General features: G+C 64.3%; 16 protein-coding genes and 1 tRNA gene. 11 read left to right on the forward strand and 6 right to left on the reverse strand.

The window, feature by feature from the left end:
• Positions 1-11: 11 nt before the first annotated feature.
• Entirely contained in the window at positions 12-1,208 is a 1,197-nt protein-coding gene (locus tag H0A72_RS07135) for an aminotransferase-like domain-containing protein (protein ID WP_180154371.1), read from the reverse strand.
• A 216-nt stretch (positions 1,209-1,424) separates the two neighbouring features.
• Between H0A72_RS07135 and amaB the strand changes: the two genes are divergently transcribed.
• Together amaB and H0A72_RS07145 are read left to right on the forward strand one after the other, a co-directional pair.
• Complete coding sequence (gene amaB, locus H0A72_RS07140) at positions 1,425-2,915, forward strand: L-piperidine-6-carboxylate dehydrogenase (protein ID WP_180154372.1); 1,491 nt, start codon at positions 1,425-1,427, stop codon at positions 2,913-2,915.
• A gap of 101 nt (positions 2,916-3,016) precedes the next feature.
• Positions 3,017-4,015: a tripartite tricarboxylate transporter substrate binding protein gene (locus H0A72_RS07145; protein ID WP_246436858.1), complete on the forward strand. Its 999-nt coding sequence runs from the start codon at positions 3,017-3,019 to the stop codon at positions 4,013-4,015.
• Between the two features lie 10 nt (positions 4,016-4,025).
• Here the strand turns inward: H0A72_RS07145 and H0A72_RS07150 are convergent, their stop codons facing one another.
• On the reverse strand, positions 4,026-5,021 hold the full coding sequence (locus tag H0A72_RS07150) for a Bug family tripartite tricarboxylate transporter substrate binding protein (protein ID WP_180154373.1): 996 nt from the start codon (positions 5,019-5,021) through the stop codon (positions 4,026-4,028).
• 37 nt (positions 5,022-5,058) lie between these two features.
• Positions 5,059-6,165, reverse strand: a complete 1,107-nt coding sequence (locus H0A72_RS07155; RefSeq protein ID WP_180154374.1) for a mandelate racemase/muconate lactonizing enzyme family protein — start codon at positions 6,163-6,165, stop codon at positions 5,059-5,061.
• A gap of 70 nt (positions 6,166-6,235) precedes the next feature.
• Between H0A72_RS07155 and H0A72_RS07160 the strand changes: the two genes are divergently transcribed.
• On the forward strand, positions 6,236-7,156 hold the full coding sequence (locus H0A72_RS07160; protein WP_180154375.1) for a LysR family transcriptional regulator: 921 nt from the start codon (positions 6,236-6,238) through the stop codon (positions 7,154-7,156).
• A 77-nt stretch (positions 7,157-7,233) separates the two neighbouring features.
• Here the strand turns inward: H0A72_RS07160 and H0A72_RS07165 are convergent, their stop codons facing one another.
• Positions 7,234-8,187 (reverse strand): LysR family transcriptional regulator, encoded by a 954-nt coding sequence (locus H0A72_RS07165; protein ID WP_246436857.1) that lies wholly within the window; start codon positions 8,185-8,187, stop codon positions 7,234-7,236.
• A gap of 111 nt (positions 8,188-8,298) precedes the next feature.
• Here H0A72_RS07165 and H0A72_RS07170 point away from each other — a divergent pair, with 111 nt between their 5' ends.
• Together H0A72_RS07170 and H0A72_RS07175 are read left to right on the forward strand one after the other, a co-directional pair.
• Complete coding sequence (locus H0A72_RS07170) at positions 8,299-9,288, forward strand: Bug family tripartite tricarboxylate transporter substrate binding protein (RefSeq protein ID WP_246436856.1); 990 nt, start codon at positions 8,299-8,301, stop codon at positions 9,286-9,288.
• A 16-nt stretch (positions 9,289-9,304) separates the two neighbouring features.
• Complete coding sequence (locus H0A72_RS07175) at positions 9,305-10,291, forward strand: alpha/beta fold hydrolase (protein ID WP_180154377.1); 987 nt, start codon at positions 9,305-9,307, stop codon at positions 10,289-10,291.
• A 33-nt stretch (positions 10,292-10,324) separates the two neighbouring features.
• Here the strand turns inward: H0A72_RS07175 and H0A72_RS07180 are convergent, their stop codons facing one another.
• A complete protein-coding gene (locus tag H0A72_RS07180) occupies positions 10,325-11,098 on the reverse strand; it encodes a TrmB family transcriptional regulator (RefSeq protein WP_246436855.1) in 774 nt (257 codons plus the stop codon).
• A gap of 368 nt (positions 11,099-11,466) precedes the next feature.
• Here H0A72_RS07180 and H0A72_RS07185 point away from each other — a divergent pair, with 368 nt between their 5' ends.
• From H0A72_RS07185 to H0A72_RS07210, 6 genes are read left to right on the forward strand one after another with little or no spacing between them, the layout of a single operon-like run.
• A complete protein-coding gene (locus H0A72_RS07185) occupies positions 11,467-12,765 on the forward strand; it encodes an ABC transporter substrate-binding protein (protein WP_180154379.1) in 1,299 nt (432 codons plus the stop codon).
• A 14-nt stretch (positions 12,766-12,779) separates the two neighbouring features.
• Positions 12,780-13,682 (forward strand): branched-chain amino acid ABC transporter permease, encoded by a 903-nt coding sequence (locus tag H0A72_RS07190; RefSeq protein WP_343060136.1) that lies wholly within the window; start codon positions 12,780-12,782, stop codon positions 13,680-13,682.
• Positions 13,679-14,635 carry a branched-chain amino acid ABC transporter permease gene (locus tag H0A72_RS07195; RefSeq protein ID WP_180154380.1) on the forward strand — a complete coding sequence of 319 codons (957 nt, stop codon included), beginning with the start codon at positions 13,679-13,681 and terminating at the stop codon, positions 14,633-14,635. The genes H0A72_RS07190 and H0A72_RS07195 overlap by 4 nt, the downstream gene beginning before the upstream one ends.
• A complete protein-coding gene (locus H0A72_RS07200; RefSeq protein WP_180154381.1) occupies positions 14,632-15,378 on the forward strand; it encodes an ABC transporter ATP-binding protein in 747 nt (248 codons plus the stop codon). The genes H0A72_RS07195 and H0A72_RS07200 overlap by 4 nt, the downstream gene beginning before the upstream one ends.
• Positions 15,378-16,070, forward strand: a complete 693-nt coding sequence (locus tag H0A72_RS07205) for an ABC transporter ATP-binding protein (protein ID WP_180154382.1) — start codon at positions 15,378-15,380, stop codon at positions 16,068-16,070. Before H0A72_RS07200 ends, H0A72_RS07205 begins: the two co-directional genes overlap by 1 nt.
• 5 nt (positions 16,071-16,075) lie before the next feature.
• Positions 16,076-17,017 (forward strand): carbon-nitrogen hydrolase family protein, encoded by a 942-nt coding sequence (locus tag H0A72_RS07210; protein WP_180154383.1) that lies wholly within the window; start codon positions 16,076-16,078, stop codon positions 17,015-17,017.
• Positions 17,018-17,050: 33 nt separating this feature from the next.
• Here the strand turns inward: H0A72_RS07210 and H0A72_RS07215 are convergent.
• Positions 17,051-17,146 (reverse strand) — tRNA-Sec (locus tag H0A72_RS07215).
• Positions 17,147-17,160 lie beyond the last annotated feature (14 nt).

Below are 17,160 nucleotides of genomic sequence, written 5' to 3' on the forward strand. Positions count from 1 at the left end.
CGGCCGCCCGGTCACTGGCGCATCGCCCACCCCAGGCGTCTTGCTCCTTCCTTGATCTCGTCCACCGTCGGGGTCGCATAAGAAAGCCGCATGGCGGTGGCCTTCGCCTCGCCCGGGTAGAATGCCGCCCCGGGCACGTAGACGACGCCGCCGTCGACGGCGGCCTGGAACAGGCGAGAGGCATCGACCTCGGGCGCGCAGGCGGCCCACAAGAACATGCCCCCCTTGGGCTCGACGAAGCTCAGGCCGTCGCCGGCTTCGGCGCGCAGCGATTGCGTCAGCGCCTGCAGGCGCCGGCCGTATTCCGCGCGTGCGCGTTCCACCGTGGGCGCATACCGGCCGCCGGCAAGGTATTGGAGCGCCACGGCCTGCGCCAGCGGCGAAGTGCACAGGTCGGTGACCTGCTTGGCCACCGTGCAGCGCCGGAGTATTTCCGGCGGCGCCAGCATCCAGCCGACGCGCAAGCCCGGCGCCACGGTCTTGGACAGGCTGGAAAGGTACAGCACCGGGTTGTCTTTGCCGGCCGCCTGGCCCGCCGCATACACGGGAGGCGGGGCCTGCTCGCCGAAATGCAGCTCGCCGTAGGGGTCGTCCTCGATGATCAGAAAGCCGTAGCGCAACGCCAGCTGCACCAAGGCCTGGCGGCGGGACGCCGTCATCAGGGTGCCGGAGGGGTTGGAGAAATTCGGCACCGTGTACAGCAGCTTGGGCCGGTCCGCCGGCGCGGCGGTTTCCAGCTGATGCCGCAAGCGATCGACGTCCAGCCCTTCCGCATCGACGGGGACTTCGTGGATGCGGGCCTGCGCCAGGCGCAGGGCCTGGATCGCCGCAGGGTAGGCCGGGGTTTCCACATAGACCGGCGCGCCCGGCTCGATGAAAATGCGGACCAGCAGATCGAAAGCCTGCTGCGAACCGGTGGTGATCAGCACATCCGGCGCGTCGCAGGCGATGCCGCGCGCTCCGCACAGCTGCGCGATGGCCTGCCGCAGCGCGGGCGTTCCTTCCGTCGCCCCGTATTGCAGGCTGCCGGCCGGGTCGGCCAGCGCGCGCTGCGCGGCCGCTTGCAGGCCCTCCGCGTCGAACAGGCTGGGCGAAGGGTATCCGCCCGCGAACGAGATCATGCCCGGCCGGCTCAGATAAGGAAATAGCTCGCGGATGGGCGAACCGGTGGGGGCGATATAACTGGAAGCGAAACCGATGGATGTCATGAAGGGTTCCCAAGGTCTGGATGAGGGGCGAGCCCGGGCGTTCACCTGCAATGGCAAATCCTCTTCGCGCGATTTGCCAAGCAGGCATTGTGCCAGTTCGCAGCGGGAAAGTGTCGCCTGGCGCAACACCGCGGCCGCTGTTTGTCGCTTGGCCTGCGGCGGCCCATCGCGGATACTACAAGTCAATCTATCCTCTATACATATAAAGGATGCGTTATGGTCGACAATTTGCTAGCCAGCCTCGGCGTGGAGCGATCCGCCTACACCATGGGGTCCCATCCCGTCCATACTCCCATCGATGGAAGCCGCATCGCTTCGGTCCGGCTCGATACGCCGGCCGACGTGGCGGCCAAGATCGCCCAGGCCCGACAGGCATTCGACGCCTGGCGCGCAGTGCCCGCTCCCCGGCGTGGAGAACTGCTGCGCGTGTTCGGTGAAGTCCTGCGCCGCAACAAGCAGGCGCTGGGGGAACTGGTGTCGTGGGAAGCCGGCAAGATCACCCAGGAAGGGCTGGGCGAAGTACAGGAAATGATCGATATCTGCGACTTCGCCGTCGGCTTGTCGCGCCAACTGTACGGCCTGACCATCGCGTCCGAGCGTCCGGGCCACCACATGCGCGAAACCTGGCATCCCCTGGGCGTGGTGGGCGTGATCAGCGCATTCAATTTTCCGGTCGCCGTCTGGGCGTGGAATACGACGCTCGCCCTGGTCGCCGGCAACGCGGTGATCTGGAAGCCGTCCGAAAAAACCCCGCTTGCCGCACTGGCCAGCCAGGCATTGCTGCAGCAGGCCATGCGCGAGCACGGCGATGTTCCCCAATGGCTCAGCCAGGTCTGCGTGGGCGATCGGGCGGCGGGGCTGGCGCTGGTGGACGATCCCAGGGTGGCCTTGGTCAGCGCGACCGGCAGCACGCGCATGGGGCGGGAGGTCGGCCCGCGCGTGGCGGCACGCTTCGGGCGCAGCATCCTCGAACTGGGCGGCAACAACGCCATGATTCTCGCGCCGAGCGCGGACCTGGACCTGGCGGTGCGCGCCATTCTATTCGCGGCGGTGGGCACGGCGGGGCAGCGCTGCACCACCTTGCGCCGCCTGATCGCCCATGAATCCGTCCGGGACGAAATCGTGGCGCGCTTGAAATCGGCTTATGCCAAGGTGCGCATCGGGCATCCCTTGCAAGGAAATCTGGTCGGGCCCCTGATCGACAAGGCGGCCTACGAGGCCATGCAAAACGCCCTGTCGCAGGCGCGGCAGGAAGGCGGCAAGGTACACGGCGGCGAGCGCCGGCTGAGCGACGAATACCCAGACGCGTATTACGTATCCCCCGCCCTCGTCGAAATGCCGGGGCAGACCGACGTGGTGCGCCATGAAACCTTTGCGCCCATTCTCTACGTCATGCCGTACAGCGACTTTGCCGAGGCGATTCGCTTGAACAACGAAGTGCCGCAAGGCCTGTCTTCCTGCGTCTTCACGACCGACCTGCGCGAAGCGGAGCTGTTCCAGAGCGCGCTGGGCAGCGATTGCGGCATCGCGAACGTCAACATAGGCACCAGCGGCGCCGAAATCGGCGGAGCCTTCGGCGGGGAAAAGGAAACCGGCGGGGGGCGTGAATCCGGGTCCGACGCCTGGAAGGCGTATATGCGGCGCCAGACCAATACCGTCAATTACTCCCGTGAACTGCCATTGGCGCAGGGGATCAGTTTTGATTGAAAAGGCATGACGACGCCCATGGCGCCGCCGGAGCATGAGCCGTCAAGCAGCGATCTGTTGCATAATCCGGCCTGCTACGAATGCATAGAAGGAGATCACGCATGACCAAGCAGTTCGGCTTCAAAGCCATCCGGAACATGTTCACAGGCGGTTTGCTGTCGGCGGCGGTCGCGGCCGTGGCGGTGTGGCCCGCCGCGGCGCATGCCGACGAATATCCGTCCAAGCCCATCAAGCTCATCGTCCCTTTCGCCGCGGGCGGCGGCAACGACGGCATCGCGCGTACCCTGGGCCAGCTGCTGTCCACCTCGCTCAAGCAGCCGGTCGTCATCGAGAACCGTCCCGGCGCGGGCGGGAAGCTGGGCGTCGAGATCGGCCTTCGGGCGGAGCCGGACGGCTACACGCTCACCTTGATATCGAACAGCTATTCGGTCAATCCCAGCCTGTACAAGCTGCCGTTCGATCCGGTGCACGACATGACGCCCATCGGGATGATCGCCAAGGCGCCTTTCTTCCTGTCGGTCAACCCCGGCGTTCCGGCCAATAGCGTGCAGGAACTGATCGCATTGGCCAAGCAGAAGCCGGGCGAACTGACCTACGCTTCGTCGGGCACGGGCGGCATATCGCATCTGGCCATGGAGCTCTTCCTCAAGACCGCCGGCATCTCCATGACGCACGTCCCCTACAAAGGTTCCGCGCCGGCGCTGACCGACACGGTCTCTGGGCAGGTGAACGCCATGCTGACCACGGCGGGGTCCACGCTGCCTTACCGGGAGGACAAGCGCTTGAAGGTCCTGGCGGTTACCCTGCCCGAGCGCGTGTCGTCCGCGACCGACATCCCCACCGTCCGCGAGGAAGGCGTTCCCTATGACGTCACCGTCTGGTACGGCATCATCGGGCCCAGAGGCATGCCGCCGGCGATTCAGGCCAAGCTCAACGAAGCCATCAACGCCGCCGTGAAGCAGGGCGAAATGGCGGACAGGCTGCGGACGACCGGAGAAGAATCCGCGCCCGGCAGCCCCGAGGCCTTCCGCGACCAGATCGTCAAGGAAATAAAGCTCTGGAGCGATGTCGTGCGCGACGCCGGCGTCACGGTGAACTGAGCCCGGGCCGTTACTGCGCGGCTATCCCGCCGCGCTTGATCACTTCGGTCCATTTCCGCACTTCGTCCTGGATCCGGCGTGCGAATTCGGCGGGCGTGCTGCCCACCGGGATGAACCCCATCTTGGTGAGCTTCCCGTGCATGTCGCCGGACCGTATCGACGCGGCAATGGTGGTGGACAGCTTCTGAATGATGTCGTCCGGCACGCCGGCCGGGGCGATCAGGCCGAATAGCGGCGTCAGGTCGACGCCGGGCAGGCCCAGCTCCGCAAAGCTCGGCACGTCGGGCAGCTGGTCCACGCGCTGGCTGGTGGTGACCGCAATGGCGCGCAGGCGCCCGGATTTGATATGTTCCAGCAGCGTGGGGACCGTGGCGAACGCGAATTGCACCTGGCCGCCAAGCAGGTCGGTGATGACGGTGCCGCCGCCGCGGTAAGGGATGTGCTGGATGTCGATGCCGGCGTGCTGGCGCAATTGTTCGCCGGCCAGGTGCGGGCCGCTGCCGACTCCCGCCGAGCCATAGGACAAGGTGCCCGGATGCGCCTTGGCGAGCTCGATGAACGATTTCAGGTCTTTGGCGGCGACGGACGGATGGACCACCATCACGAAGGGCGCGGTGGCGATCTGTGAAATGGGCTTGAAGTCCTTCAGCGTGTCGTAGGGAACTTCAGCGCCTCGCAGCCCTGGATTGATGACGAAGGCGGAATCCACCATGCCCAGCGTGTAGCCGTCCGGCTCCGACATGGCCAGCGCGCGCGTGCCGATCATCGTGCCGCCGCCGCCCCGGTTTTCCACGATGAACGGCTGGCCGAACGCTTTGGCCCATTCATCGGCGGCCATGCGCCCCAGATTGTCGGTCGCTGCGCCGGGCGGATAGGGAACCAGCACGCGCACCGGCTTGCCGGGGTAGCCGGCGGCGGCCTGAGCGGTGCGCGTCCAGGCGCCTGCCGCGGCGCCCAGCGTCAGGGCGGCGGCGCCAATTACGAACGAGCGGCGTCCAGTATTCATCGATGTCTCCTTTCACCTTTCACGGTGTTTCTCGGTTCTAACTACTAAAGCTGCCAAAGCGGCCTGCGACGAGTTCGGGTTCAGGGTCCGCGCCCAGGCCGGGCGCGTCGGGAACCTGCGCCCAGCCGTCCTGTATTGGCACGGTCTGCTGATAAGGGGTGTGAGCGAGCCGCACGTATAGCCGCTCCAGCGATACTTCCCGCTCCTGCGCGGCGATCAGATGCAGGCTGGCAAGATAGCCCGGCCCGAAGAACGCAACCTGCGGCGCGCACACGACCGCGGTTCCTTGGCAGTGCCGCGCGATATCCCGCGCCGCGCTGAGCCCGAGCTTGATGACGCTGGGCTGGACGTAGCGCACGGACTCTTCGTCGATCATTTCCTTTAGGGCGTGGGCGCTGCTCGCATTCTCGCCGACGGCCAGCGGCACGCCGCAGGACGCCTGAAGGCGTGCCAAGGCGCGGCCGTCTTCGGGCGGCCATAGCGGTTCTTCGATCCAGAACGGATCATGCTCGCGCATGGCCTCGATGGCGCCGGGCGCTTCATCGGGCAGCCAGGCGCAATTCGTATCGACCATGATGGGAGTCCGGGGGCCCGCGGCGCGGCGCACCGCCGAGAGCGCTTCCGCGCTGCGTTCATGCAGCTTGATTTCCGCATAGCCCTCTTGCAGGGCACGCGTGCTGACGGCGTCCAGCAGCTCGGCGTCGTCGTAGTACTGCAGCAGCGACGCATACGCCCGCACGCGGTCTCGGCGCTTGCCGCCCAGCAGCTCATGAAGCGGGACGCCCGCGCGCTTGGCGCGCCAATCCCACAGGGCGATGTCGAGTCCCGCCAGCGCGTGTACCACTGGACCGGAGCGCCCCAGGTTGTGCAGCGTCCGCTGCATCGAGGGCAGCAGCATGGGATCGGATGCCGGCTTGTCCTTGGCCAGCGGAGCGATCAGCGTCTCGAAAATGGCCAGTAGCGCCCTGGGCTCCACGCAGTAGGACTCGCCCCACGCCACCACGCCGTCCTGGGTTTCCAGGCGGACCAATGCGCTGTCCAGAGTCGTGCGCGGCCGCCCGGCGAACAGCGGCGGGTCGGTCCAGTGATGAAAGGGCAGGCGCATCGGGATGCAAGTGACCGAGCGGATGATGTCATGTTTCATGCGGCCATTGTCCGGCCTGCGATATATATGGTCAAATAGATAAACAAGATGGTTTCATAATAAAATTCGTATGCTAAGTCGACGTGAACTGGCTTTGCTGCGCGCGATGTATCAATGCGGAACCGTGACCGCCGCCGCGGAGTCCATCAATATGACGCAACCCGCCGCCAGCGCCTTGTTGCGCGCAATGGAAACGCGTCTGGGTTTTGCGCTGTTCAGCCGCCAGAACCGCCGCCTTCAACTGACCAGCCAGGGCCGCGCCCTGATTCCCGACGCCTTGAACGCGCTGGCGGGCATGGAAGCCGTGGACAAGCTCGCGGGCGACATTCGCCAGGGCGCGTTGAGCCGCCTGGCGATCGGCGCGGTGGCCATCGCGGCATCGAGCATATTGCCGCCTGCCCTGGCGGTGGTGCGCCGCGAGCATCCCGGCATCGCGGTGACGGTCCGGGCGGGGACGGCACTGGACATCATCGAGATGGCGGTCGATCACCGCATCGACCTCGGCATCGTCGTGGGCACGCCCGCGGAAAAGGACAGGGCGGCCAGCCGCGTACTGGCGCCCATGAGCCTGTATGCCGTCATGCATCCCACTCATCCATGGGCTTCCAAGCCCGGCCTGAGCCTGGAAGCCCTGGCGCATGCCGGCCCCATCGTCCTGGCGACCACGCTGCCGGCGGGGCGGATCACCCGGCAGGCCTTGGAAGAGGCCGGGCTCCCTTATCAGCCCATCATCGAGGTGGGCCAGTCATCGGCGGCCTGCGCTCTTGCGGCGCAGGGAATGGGGATCGCGATCGTGGAAACGCTCGGCGCCCATTATGCGCAACGCCAGGGGCTGGTGACCCGCCATCTTCTGGCGGCGCCTGAAATCGGCCTCTGCCTGGTCTGGCCGCATGATCGGACACTGAGCCGGCCCGCCGAAACGCTGCGGTCCAGCCTGATCGCGGAAGCCTCCGGCTTGATCCGGACCGATGCGGGCAAGGCCGATTGGTAGTGCGCCGATGGCGCGCCAGCCCTGCCGCCGGCAAGAAAACCAGCGGCGCCGGAAGCCCTCGCCTACGCCGTTCCCGCTTACGCCACCAGCTCCGCCGTCAGATCGGCCACCATCTTCCTTAGCCATTGATTCAGCCGGGCGCTGTCGTTCTGCGCGCTCCAGACCATCATCATGCGCGCCTCGCGCAGGACGGCGGGCAGGCGGATGAGTTGCAGGTCGAAGTGCCGGCGATACTTCTCCGCGATGACGCGGGGCATGGTGGTGGCATAGTCGGTTTCCATCAAGAAATGGGGCGCAAGACCGAAGCTCGACACATAGGCGCTGAAGCGCATGGCATGGCCGCTGCCCTGGAGCGCGCGATCGAAATTGGTTTCCTTGCCGTACATGTGAGAAAACGCCAGCCATTTCACGCGGCCCAGATCATTCAGGGTCAGGTTTCGGCGCCGCGCGAGCGGGTGGTTTGAAGACACGACGCCCACGCGTTCGTCGTTGAACAGCACTTGGCTGGGGAAGCGCGGCGACAGCGAAGGGAAGAGGCCGATCGCCAAGTCCATGCGCCCCGAATCGAGGTCGTCGGGCGAGAAGTCGCCGTGCACGGGTTGAAAGCGAACAGTGAGCCGGGGCGCCGCCTGCTGAAGCGCCATGGTCAGCGGCGCGGCAAGAAGAAGCTCTATGTGCGCGGCTGCGCCTATATTGAGGACGCCGGAAACTTCGGACGGCGAGAAGGGCTGCCCGGCCCCCAAGGCCTGCTCGAGGCCGGACAATGCGCCCTGCACCTGCCGGTGCAGGGACAGCGCGCGTTCGGTGGGGACGAGTTTTTTGCGGATCACGACGAAAACCGGGTCCTTGAGCAGTTCGCGCAGCCGCGCGAGATCGCGGCTGATGGCCGGCTGGCTCTTGTTCAACTGCTGCGCGGTCGCCGTCACGCTTCGAGTGTGCATCAGCGAATCGAAGCACAGCAGCACCGGCAGGCTGGCGCGGCGTAGCAGGGAGAAACTGGAAGGATTGTCGGCGGGCATGGCTGGGCTCATACGATATTCATACCATTTTCGATATGAATAATATAAAAACAAATCATTATTTAAATATAACAGCCCTGACTAGAATTGCGCTTCATGATCAAGACTGCATGGAGGCAGAACATGACATCCGTCTTTTCGAGGCGCTACAGGGTATTTTTCATTGCTTCGGCGGCGGCCGTGACCTCGCTGTTCGCGCCGGCACATGCGGCTGACTCCTTCCCTCGACGGCCGGTGACGATAGTGGTGCCATTCCCCGCCGGAGGAACGCCCGACATCATCGCCCGCATGCTGGCCGACAAGGCGCGCGCAAGCTTGAATCAGTCCGTGGTGGTTGAAAACAAGGGCGGGGCGGGCGGGAACATCGGCGTCCAATACGTCTCGCGCAGCAAGCCCGACGGCTATACGGTGGTCATGTGCGCCTATAGCTGCGCCGTCGCGCCGTCGCTGTACAAGCCGGCGCCATACAGCATTTCCAAGGATTTCGCGCCCGTCATGATGGTGGGCACCGTACCGAGCGTGCTGGTGGTGAACCCCACGGTGCCGGCCAGAAGCGTCGCGGAATTCATCGACTACGCCACCGCGCACCCGGGCAAGCTGAACGCCGCGTCCTCCGGCGTGGGCGGCTCGGCGCATCTCGCGCTGGAGCTCCTGAAGCGCGAAGCGAAGGTGGACATCGCCCACATCCCCTACAAGGGCGCCGGCCAAGTGGCAGGCGACCTGCTTGGCGGCCAGGTCGACATGTACTTCGACAACCTGCCCGCCTCGCTGGCGAGCATCAAGGAAGGGCGCCTGGTGGCGATCGCGGTCGCCGGCAAGCAGCGCGCGCGGGCGATCCCCCACGTTCCCACGTTTGCGGAATCGGGCTACCCCAACATGCTGGTCAATCCCTGGTTCGGCTTGCTTGCGCCCGCGGGCACCCCAAAGTCGGCCATCGACAAACTGAATGCCGCCTTCAACGCGGCGCTGAACGACCCTGAAGTGAAGCAGCGTCTGGAAGGCCTGGGCGTCGATTCGGCCGGCGGAAGCCCTGCCGCCCTGGCCGATTTTCTGGAGCGTGAAACCACGGCGCTCGCCCGGTTGATCCAGGAAAACGGCATCACCGTCGAATAAGGCGCCCGCCCGCCACATGTTCAGCACTCACCTGTCCGAGCCCTTATGTTTGCGCGCCATGGGGTCTTTCCACGTCGGCGGCCGGCGCTTGCGCCTAGCGGGCCGCGCCGCCTACGAACGAACCATGAGCGAAGGGGGAGAGCCCGTCAGCATCAATCCCAATGGCAGCTATGCCGTCGAGCAGATGTACGTCCAGTATTATCTTCCCGAGCGCTCCAATGGGAGGGGCCCGTTGGTCTTCTGGCATGGCGGGGGAATGACCGGCGCCGTGTGGGAAACGACGCCTGACGGGCGCGAAGGCTGGGTCAATCATTTTGTCCGCAAAGGCTGGGACGTCTATGTCTGTGACGCAGTGGAAAGGGGCCGGTCCGGCTTCGCGCCGTATCCGGACATCTGGCCCGAGGGCCCCGTCACACAGACCGTGGACGACGTCTACACGCGCTTTCGCATCGGCGACGGGGCGGGCAGCTACCACGATGATCCGGCACGGCGCACGGCCTACCGCAACACCAGATTTCCGGTGGATCACTTCGATGCGTTCTGCCTGCAGATGGTGCCGCGCTGGACTCATACCAATGATGCGATGGTAGAGGCGTTCAAGGCGCTGCTGAGGCGCATCGGCAAAGCGGCCATCGTGTGCCATTCGCAGTCGGGGCCGTTGGCGATGCGGCTGGCGGCGGAATCCGCCGGTCAAGTGAGCGCCATCGTGGGTATCGAGCCCGCCGGAATGCCGTCGCCGGCGCCGGAGACCTATGACACGCCGACGCTGGTCGTCCTGGGCGGAAACATGGAGTCGGACGGGCGGTGGCAGTCGCTCAGCGCCAAGATAGCGGCATTTGCGCGCCGGTTCCCCGCTTTGCAGATACTGCGCCTGGAAGATCTCGGCATCCAGGGGAATTCGCATGTGCTGATGATGGACGACAATAACGACGACATCGCCCGCCGGATCGACGCCTGGCTGCGGCGGACCATCGTGAGCGTGAATGCCGGCGATCAGGCTTGAAGCCGGGCGCCGCCCATCTTTCCGTATCGAATGTCAGGGAGCGTCGGCGGAAGGCTGCGACGCGGCGGGCGGAGCGGGCTCGCTGGCCATCCAGACGGCCTCGAACAGCATGCCCTGGTGAGCCGCGTATTCCTCGCTTTCGATGATCAGGCCGTAGTTCTCGCGCTTCGATGACATCAGCGCGACGGTGTTGCCGTAGATCAAGGTGGTCATGGCCAGCGTCAGCGCGGGAGGGGTGAAGCGCACCTCTCGCATGTCTTCTGCGCTGCTTGGCCAGATGGCGCGGGTGTCGCGGCTGCGCGAGCGGATGACCCGCATGAAGATCTTGCGTTCGACTCGGGCCTGGCGGTATCGCTCTATCTCGTCCAGGCCGGGCATTCCTTCGATTTCGTACATCGAGAAGGTGGCGCGCAAGGTCAGCGAGTCGTCGCGCAGCGAATCCCAGAGGGCGGTGCGCATGCCTTCCAGGCCTTCATAGAATCTGATCTGCGGCTTGCCCTTGACGTGGTTGTACATGGACCGCAGTTGCGGCAGCATGTCGGTCACCATCTGCCGCCGCGCCGCCACGTATTCCATCAATACACTGGGGTCGCGTGCCACCACCATGCGCTTGCGGCCGCTGCCCTGGAATTCCACCAGGCCTTCCTCTTCCAGCCGGGCGACGGCATCGTAGGTCGTCGTGCGCGCCAGACCGGTGCGTTGCGCCAGGCAGGCCACCGTGGCCGCTCCCATGTTGATCGCGCTCAGGTAGACAGTAAAAAGATTGCCGCTGATTCCAAGGCGACTGAGCTTTTCCTGAAGATCCAATGACTTGCTCCCGATAAGGTCCGATGCGCGATGATGGCGGCGCTGACGCGCGACGCCTCGGAACGGCCCCGCCGCGCCGGGTCGACGGCCGTACTTCGCAACGCGGCAAGTTGGAAAGTATAGAGCATGACCCATTGTAGTCATTATATGTCGGGAAAATCCGACTAAATTACAATTTAACGCTCTATTTCTTGATCTCTATTAGATAAATTCCCTGTAAATACTAGGTTATACCCTAGTAACACACCAAAATTAATTGACGGAATATTCCGTCAATAATAGTATGCGGGTGGTTTTGCGCGGCAATACTCGTCTTCATGCTTCATCCGTTGCAGGCGCATGTCTTTTCAATGAGGGATTGGGGAACTATGAGCACTTCAAAGTGGAAACAGACGGCCGCCGGCCTCGTGATGGCGTCGCTGGCGGCATTCTGGCCGGGCGCATCCGCAGCCGCCGGCGAGCCCATACGGATTGGCGTTTCAACCTTTTTGTCGGGGGCCGGGGCGGTATTCGGTGTTCCGGCGCAACAAACAGCGCAATATCTGGTTGAACAGATCAACAAGGCGGGCGGCATCAAAGGCAGTCCGGTCGAACTCACCTTCCTGGACGAGAACCGTGGCGTCGACAACACCGTGGTCGAATTCCGCGCGCTGGTCGAGAGCAAACGGGTCGATGCCATGATCATCGGGCTTTCCAGCTCCATCTGCCTGGCGGTTGCGCCCGCGGCCGAAGAATTGAAGATGCCGACCATGTTCTGGGACTGCGGCACGGAACGGCTCTACGAAGAGCGCAAATACGACTACGTGTACCGGACTTCTGACTGGACTCCGCCGAACAACCTTGCGGTGGCGCTTTACATGCTCAAGTCCATGCCCGAGGTCAAGACGGTTGCCGGCATCAACCAGGACTATGCTTTCGGGCGCGACAACTGGGCCGCCTTCAAGCAAGCCGTGCAAACATTGCGCCCGGACGTCAAGATCGTGGCGGAGCTGTTCCCCAAGCTGGGCACGTCGGACTACTCGACAGAGATCTCCAAGCTTTCGGCCTTGCGCCCCGACGTGGTCTTTACCTCCTTGTGGGGCGGCGACATGAACACTTTCATTCGCCAGTCGTCGTCGCGTTCGCTGTTCCGCAACGCGACGCTGGTCAGCCCCAACGGCGAGAGCTCCCTGCAACAGCTCGGGAAATCCTTCCCCGAAAACGCCATCATCGGAGTGCGGGGCGACAGCTGGGCGCTCGATCCAAAAATGGCGAACGTCCCCGGGCATCAGGCCTTCATCGATGCCATCAAGGAACGCACCGGCGCATACCCGAGCTTTCCTTCCTACCATATGGCACAGGCCATACGCTCGATCCAGGTCGCCCTGGAAAAGAACTGGGACGGAAGCCGCGAAACGCTGCAGCGCGACTTGCTGGCGGGCTGGAAGAACCTGAGCCTCAAGGACTTTACCGGCGAGCTCGCGCTGCGCGAGGACAACCAGGCGGTGGAAGGGCAATTGGTCGGCGTGACCGGCAAAAGCGACGCCCACAACTTCATGGTCCTGAACAAGCTGGTGCTGTTCCCCGGCGACCTGATCACGCCGCCGGCGGGCACCAAGGCGCAAGACTGGCTCAAGGCCTTGCCGGCGGGGACGCTCGAAAAATTCAACGTTCCCGCTAAGAACTAGCTCAGGAGTCCAAAGTGCTGCAAACCGCCTTGTTAGCCATCATGGATGGCGTGGCGCAGGCTTCCGTCTCGTTCATGGTGGCGGTCGGGCTCAGCTTGGTGTTCGGCATCATGCGCATCCTGAACATCGCCCACGGCAGCCTTTATGCCTTGGGCGGCTACACGGCCGCGGCGGCGGGGCTCTGGCTCTCGGCGGCATGGGGCGACGGCCCATGGCTGTATCTGGCTTTGGTGCTGTCGGCCCTGGTCGTCGGGGTGCCGCTGGGCGCCCTGATAGAGCGCGTGCTGCTGCGCCGCATCTACGGCAAAGAGCACACGCTTCAGCTATTGATCACCTTCGGCATCTTCATGATGCTTGAAGACGCCCAGAAGCTGATATTCGGTGTCGAGCCATACTTCAATGATGCGCCGCTGGCCATATTGGGCACCATGGAGATAGGCGGCATCTATTACACCACTTACCAGCTGGTGGTCTTGCCGCTGACGGCGCTGGCCACCATGCTGGGGCTCGCCTGGTTCTTCAACCGGACGCGCAAAGGCAAATTGATCACCGCCGTCATCGAGGACTTCGAAGTGGCGAGCGTGATGGGGGTGAACGCCCGCAGCGTCTACTTCTGGACTTTCATTCTGGGCGCCACGCTGGCGGCCTTGGGCGGGGCGCTGGCCTCGCCCACCACGTCGCTGGTGCCCGGCACCGGGGCCGGCACCATCGTGCTGTCGTTCGCGATCGTGGCGTCGGCCGGCCTGGGGCATTTTCAAGGTGCGGCGGTGACTGCTCTACTGATAGGCCTGGCACAGGCGTTCAGCGTGCACTTTTACAGCGAAATCGCGGCGGTGATGCCTTATCTGGTGATGACCGTGATTCTGGTCGTGAAACCTTACGGCTTGTTCGGCAGTCCAGAGGTGCGCAGGATATGAATTCACGTTTCGGGGCCTTGGTGGCCCAGCCCGTCGCGCTCGTCTTGATATCGATCGCGCCTATGCTGCTCCCGTCCTTGCGCCCGCTGCTGCTGGTGGCCATGAGCATTGCGCTGTGCGCGATCGGGCTGCTCATTCTATTGCGGGCCGGCCAGGTGTCGTTCGGGCACGCCTTGTATTTCGCCATAGGCGCCTATGTCGTTGCCTTCGGTTCGCGCGCAGGGGGGCTGGACCTCTGGGTGCTGCTGGGGCTGGCCCTGGTTTGCAGTGTCGCGGCGGGCGCCCTGCTGGGAACCATCCTGGTGCGTTATCGCGGCATTTTCTACGGCATGCTGAACCTGGCGTTTTCCATGCTGGGCTACACCGTGTTCCTGCGAGCCTATTCCTATACCGGCGGCAGCGATGGCATCCGCGTGGTTCCGCCGCCCATGCTGGGTTTCTCGCTGGACGCCTACGAGTTCGGCTGGGGTTTGTACTATTGCGCCGTTGCGCTGCTGGCGCTGGTGTTCTGGATGGTCCATCGCTATTTGCACAGCCCGCTGGGCGCGGCGCTGGGCGCCGTCAAGACCAACGAGGTGCGGCTGGAGTATCTGGGGATTTCGGCCTATCGGGTCATGTTCGTCGCGCACGTCAGCGCGGCCGGCCTGGCCGGGCTGGGCGGGGGGCTGGTGGCGTTGTCGACCGGCCACGTGACGCCGGATCTGGCCTATTGGAGCCTCTCGGCCGAATTCGTTTTCGTGGCGGTGCTGGGCGGCACGGCCAATGTGGTCGGCGCGCTGATCGGCGCCGTTTCCTTCGAGCTCATCCGCAGCTACGCCAGCATCTACGCCGGGAATGCGTGGCAATTGATCCTCGGGACGGTGCTGGTGTTCGTGGTGTTGTTTGCCCCGCAGGGCTTGTGGGGCGTGGTCCAGCGCGTGCTGCCGGCGCGGGCCAAGGAGGAACGGCTATGAGTCGCGTCACGGTGCTGCAATCCAAAGGCCTGCACGTCGAGTTCGGGGGCGTCAAGGCCGCCAATGGCGTCGACCTGGATCTCTATGAAGGGGAGCTGGCTTCCATCATCGGGCCCAATGGCTCGGGCAAAACGACTTTCCTCAATTTGTGCACCGGCTACGTCAGGCCCAGCAAAGGCGAGGTGATCTTCGCCGGCAAGGACCTGACTCGCATGCCGCCGCGCGACATCACCCGCCTCGGGGCGGTGCGCACCTTCCAGCTGCCGCAACTGTTTACCGAAGATACGGTCATCCAGAACGTTCTGATCGCCTTGGCGGCGCGCACCGGGTTCTGGAACCTGCGCGCGCTGGATCGTCCCGCGTTGCGTAGCGAAGCGATGGACATTCTCGCCATCTTCGGCCTGACGCCGCAAGCGGAGCGCCACATACATTCGTTGCCGGAAGGGGTGCGCAAGCTGGTCGATATCGCCGTTTCGATGGCCTTGTCGCCCACCTTGCTGTTGATGGACGAGCCCACCAGCGGAGTGAGCTCCAGCGAGAAATTCGAGATCATGGACATCCTGATTCCGATCTTGCGCGAGCGCAAGATCACAGCGCTGCTGGTCGAGCACGACATGGAGCTGGTGGCCCGCTATATGGACCGCGTCATCGTCTGGAATGCCGGCCAGGTGATGGCCGACGGAGCGCCGGACGCCGTCCTGCGCGATGAGCGCGTATTGCGCAGCGTGGTGGGGGCGATCTGATGGCATTACTCAGGGTAGACCAGGCCGTGGCCGCGATTGCCGGCAGCCAGGTGTTGCGCCGGGTTTCGGTGGATATCGCGGCGGGCGAGACGCTGGCGCTGATCGGGCGCAATGGGGCGGGCAAAACATCGTTGCTGCGGGTGATCATGGGGGCGCTTCCCCTGGTCGAAGGAAAGATAGAGTTCAGCGGCCGCGATATCACGTCGATGCCCGCCCACGAGCGGGTCGGCCTGGGCATAGGCTATGCCCCTGAAGAGCGGCGCTTGATCGGCAAGTTCACGGTGCAGGAAAACATTCTGCTGCCGGCTTGGGCGGGCCGGCTCGGCGCAGCCGAAATCCAGGAGCGCCTGGAGCTGATCTATTTCGTGGCCCCTGAACTCAAGGACTTGTCCCCGCGTTTTGGGGGGCTGCTTTCGGGCGGGCAACAGAAGATGGTCGCCTTGGGCAGGGCGTTGATGGCGGGCAAGCACATGGTGCTGCTCGACGAGCCGTTCCAGGGCCTTGCCCCCGCTTTGGCGCAGGCCTACGCGGGCATGCTGCGCGCGCTGCGCGATGCGCGGCCGGATCTGGCGATTCTGGTGACCGAATCCAATCCTCAACTTCTACAGTCCATGGCGGACCGCATGATCGTGCTCGAGCGCGGCGAGGTCCAGCCCGGGGCCGTGGAAACAACCACAGTTCAAAGGCTTTAAAGATCATGAAATTTCTAGCAGCAGTTGTACAGATGGCTTCGGTCCCCTTCGATAACGATGCGACCTGCGCCAAAGTCGTTGAAAAAATACAGGCGGCCGGCGCGCTGGGCGCCAAGCTGATGGTATTTCCGGAGGCCACCCTGTCCGGCTACCCCAAGGGCGCCGATTTCGGTGCGCGGGTGGGCGGCAGGCTGCCGCGCGGCCGTGAAGAGTTTCTGGCTTACTACAACGGGGCCATCGACGTGCCGGGCCCGCACACCGAGCAGATCGGCGCGGCCGCCCGCGAAGCGCAGGCTTTCGTGGTGATAGGCGTCATGGAGCGGGACGGCGGAACCCTGTACTGCACGACGCTGTTTTTCTCGCCTGACGGCGCCCTGATGGGCAAGCACCGCAAGCTCATGCCCACCGCCATGGAGCGCCTGATCTGGGGCTGCGGAGACGGCTCCACCTTGCCGGTGTTCGACACCCCGATCGGCAAGCTGGGGTCGGTGATCTGCTGGGAAAACTACATGCCGTTGCTGCGCATGGCCATGTACGGCAAGGGCATCCAGCTGTATTGCGTACCCACGGCCGACGACCGCGAAATCTGGACCAGCTCCATGCAGCATATCGCCATCGAAGGCCGCTGTTTCGTGCTGAGCGCCTGCCAGTATGCGACTCGCGCGGACTATCCGGAAGATTACGATGCCATTCAGGGCAATGCGCCCGATACCGTCCTGATGCGCGGCGGCAGCGTCATTGTCAACCCTGCCGGGGAAGTGCTGGCCGGGCCTTCCCACGACGGTGAATGCATACTGACCGCCGAACTGGACCTGGACGACGTGGTGCGCGGCAAGTACGATTTCGATGTCGTGGGCCATTACGCGCGTCCCGACATCTTCAAGCTGCTGGTCGATGAACGGCCCAAGCCCTCGGTCGCCCAAATGACGGAACCCGGCACGGACTGACGTCGCCGGCAATGCTTCCGAGCGGTCGGCGTTTGGCGGAAGGCAGCAGGAGTCGAACCTACCTGGGAGCGTCTGACGCCCCCAACTGGGTTTGAAGCCCAGCCATGCCACCGGACACGAATGCCTTCCCTTAGGGCCTGTTA

It is taken from the genome of Parapusillimonas granuli (assembly GCF_013416525.1).
Classification (GTDB): domain Bacteria; phylum Pseudomonadota; class Gammaproteobacteria; order Burkholderiales; family Burkholderiaceae_B; genus Parapusillimonas; species Parapusillimonas granuli.

What these genes read in the sequence shown, in the direction of transcription:
- H0A72_RS07195 (WP_180154380.1), top strand. Translation starts at nt 13,679, where the DNA reads ATGAATTCACGTTTCGGGGCCTTGGTGGCCCAGCCCGTCGCGCTCGTC.
- H0A72_RS07210 (WP_180154383.1), top strand. Translation starts at nt 16,076, where the DNA reads ATGAAATTTCTAGCAGCAGTTGTACAGATGGCTTCGGTCCCCTTCGAT.
- H0A72_RS07160 (WP_180154375.1), top strand. Translation starts at nt 6,236, where the DNA reads ATGCTAAGTCGACGTGAACTGGCTTTGCTGCGCGCGATGTATCAATGC.
- H0A72_RS07135 (WP_180154371.1), bottom strand. Translation starts at nt 1,208, where the DNA reads ATGACATCCATCGGTTTCGCTTCCAGTTATATCGCCCCCACCGGTTCG.
- H0A72_RS07200 (WP_180154381.1), top strand. Translation starts at nt 14,632, where the DNA reads ATGAGTCGCGTCACGGTGCTGCAATCCAAAGGCCTGCACGTCGAGTTC.
- H0A72_RS07175 (WP_180154377.1), top strand. Translation starts at nt 9,305, where the DNA reads ATGTTCAGCACTCACCTGTCCGAGCCCTTATGTTTGCGCGCCATGGGG.
- H0A72_RS07185 (WP_180154379.1), top strand. Translation starts at nt 11,467, where the DNA reads ATGAGCACTTCAAAGTGGAAACAGACGGCCGCCGGCCTCGTGATGGCG.
- H0A72_RS07205 (WP_180154382.1), top strand. Translation starts at nt 15,378, where the DNA reads ATGGCATTACTCAGGGTAGACCAGGCCGTGGCCGCGATTGCCGGCAGC.
- amaB (WP_180154372.1), top strand. Translation starts at nt 1,425, where the DNA reads ATGGTCGACAATTTGCTAGCCAGCCTCGGCGTGGAGCGATCCGCCTAC.
- H0A72_RS07165 (WP_246436857.1), bottom strand. Translation starts at nt 8,187, where the DNA reads ATGAGCCCAGCCATGCCCGCCGACAATCCTTCCAGTTTCTCCCTGCTA.
- H0A72_RS07170 (WP_246436856.1), top strand. Translation starts at nt 8,299, where the DNA reads ATGACATCCGTCTTTTCGAGGCGCTACAGGGTATTTTTCATTGCTTCG.
- H0A72_RS07155 (WP_180154374.1), bottom strand. Translation starts at nt 6,165, where the DNA reads ATGAAACATGACATCATCCGCTCGGTCACTTGCATCCCGATGCGCCTG.
- H0A72_RS07150 (WP_180154373.1), bottom strand. Translation starts at nt 5,021, where the DNA reads ATGAATACTGGACGCCGCTCGTTCGTAATTGGCGCCGCCGCCCTGACG.
- H0A72_RS07145 (WP_246436858.1), top strand. Translation starts at nt 3,017, where the DNA reads ATGACCAAGCAGTTCGGCTTCAAAGCCATCCGGAACATGTTCACAGGC.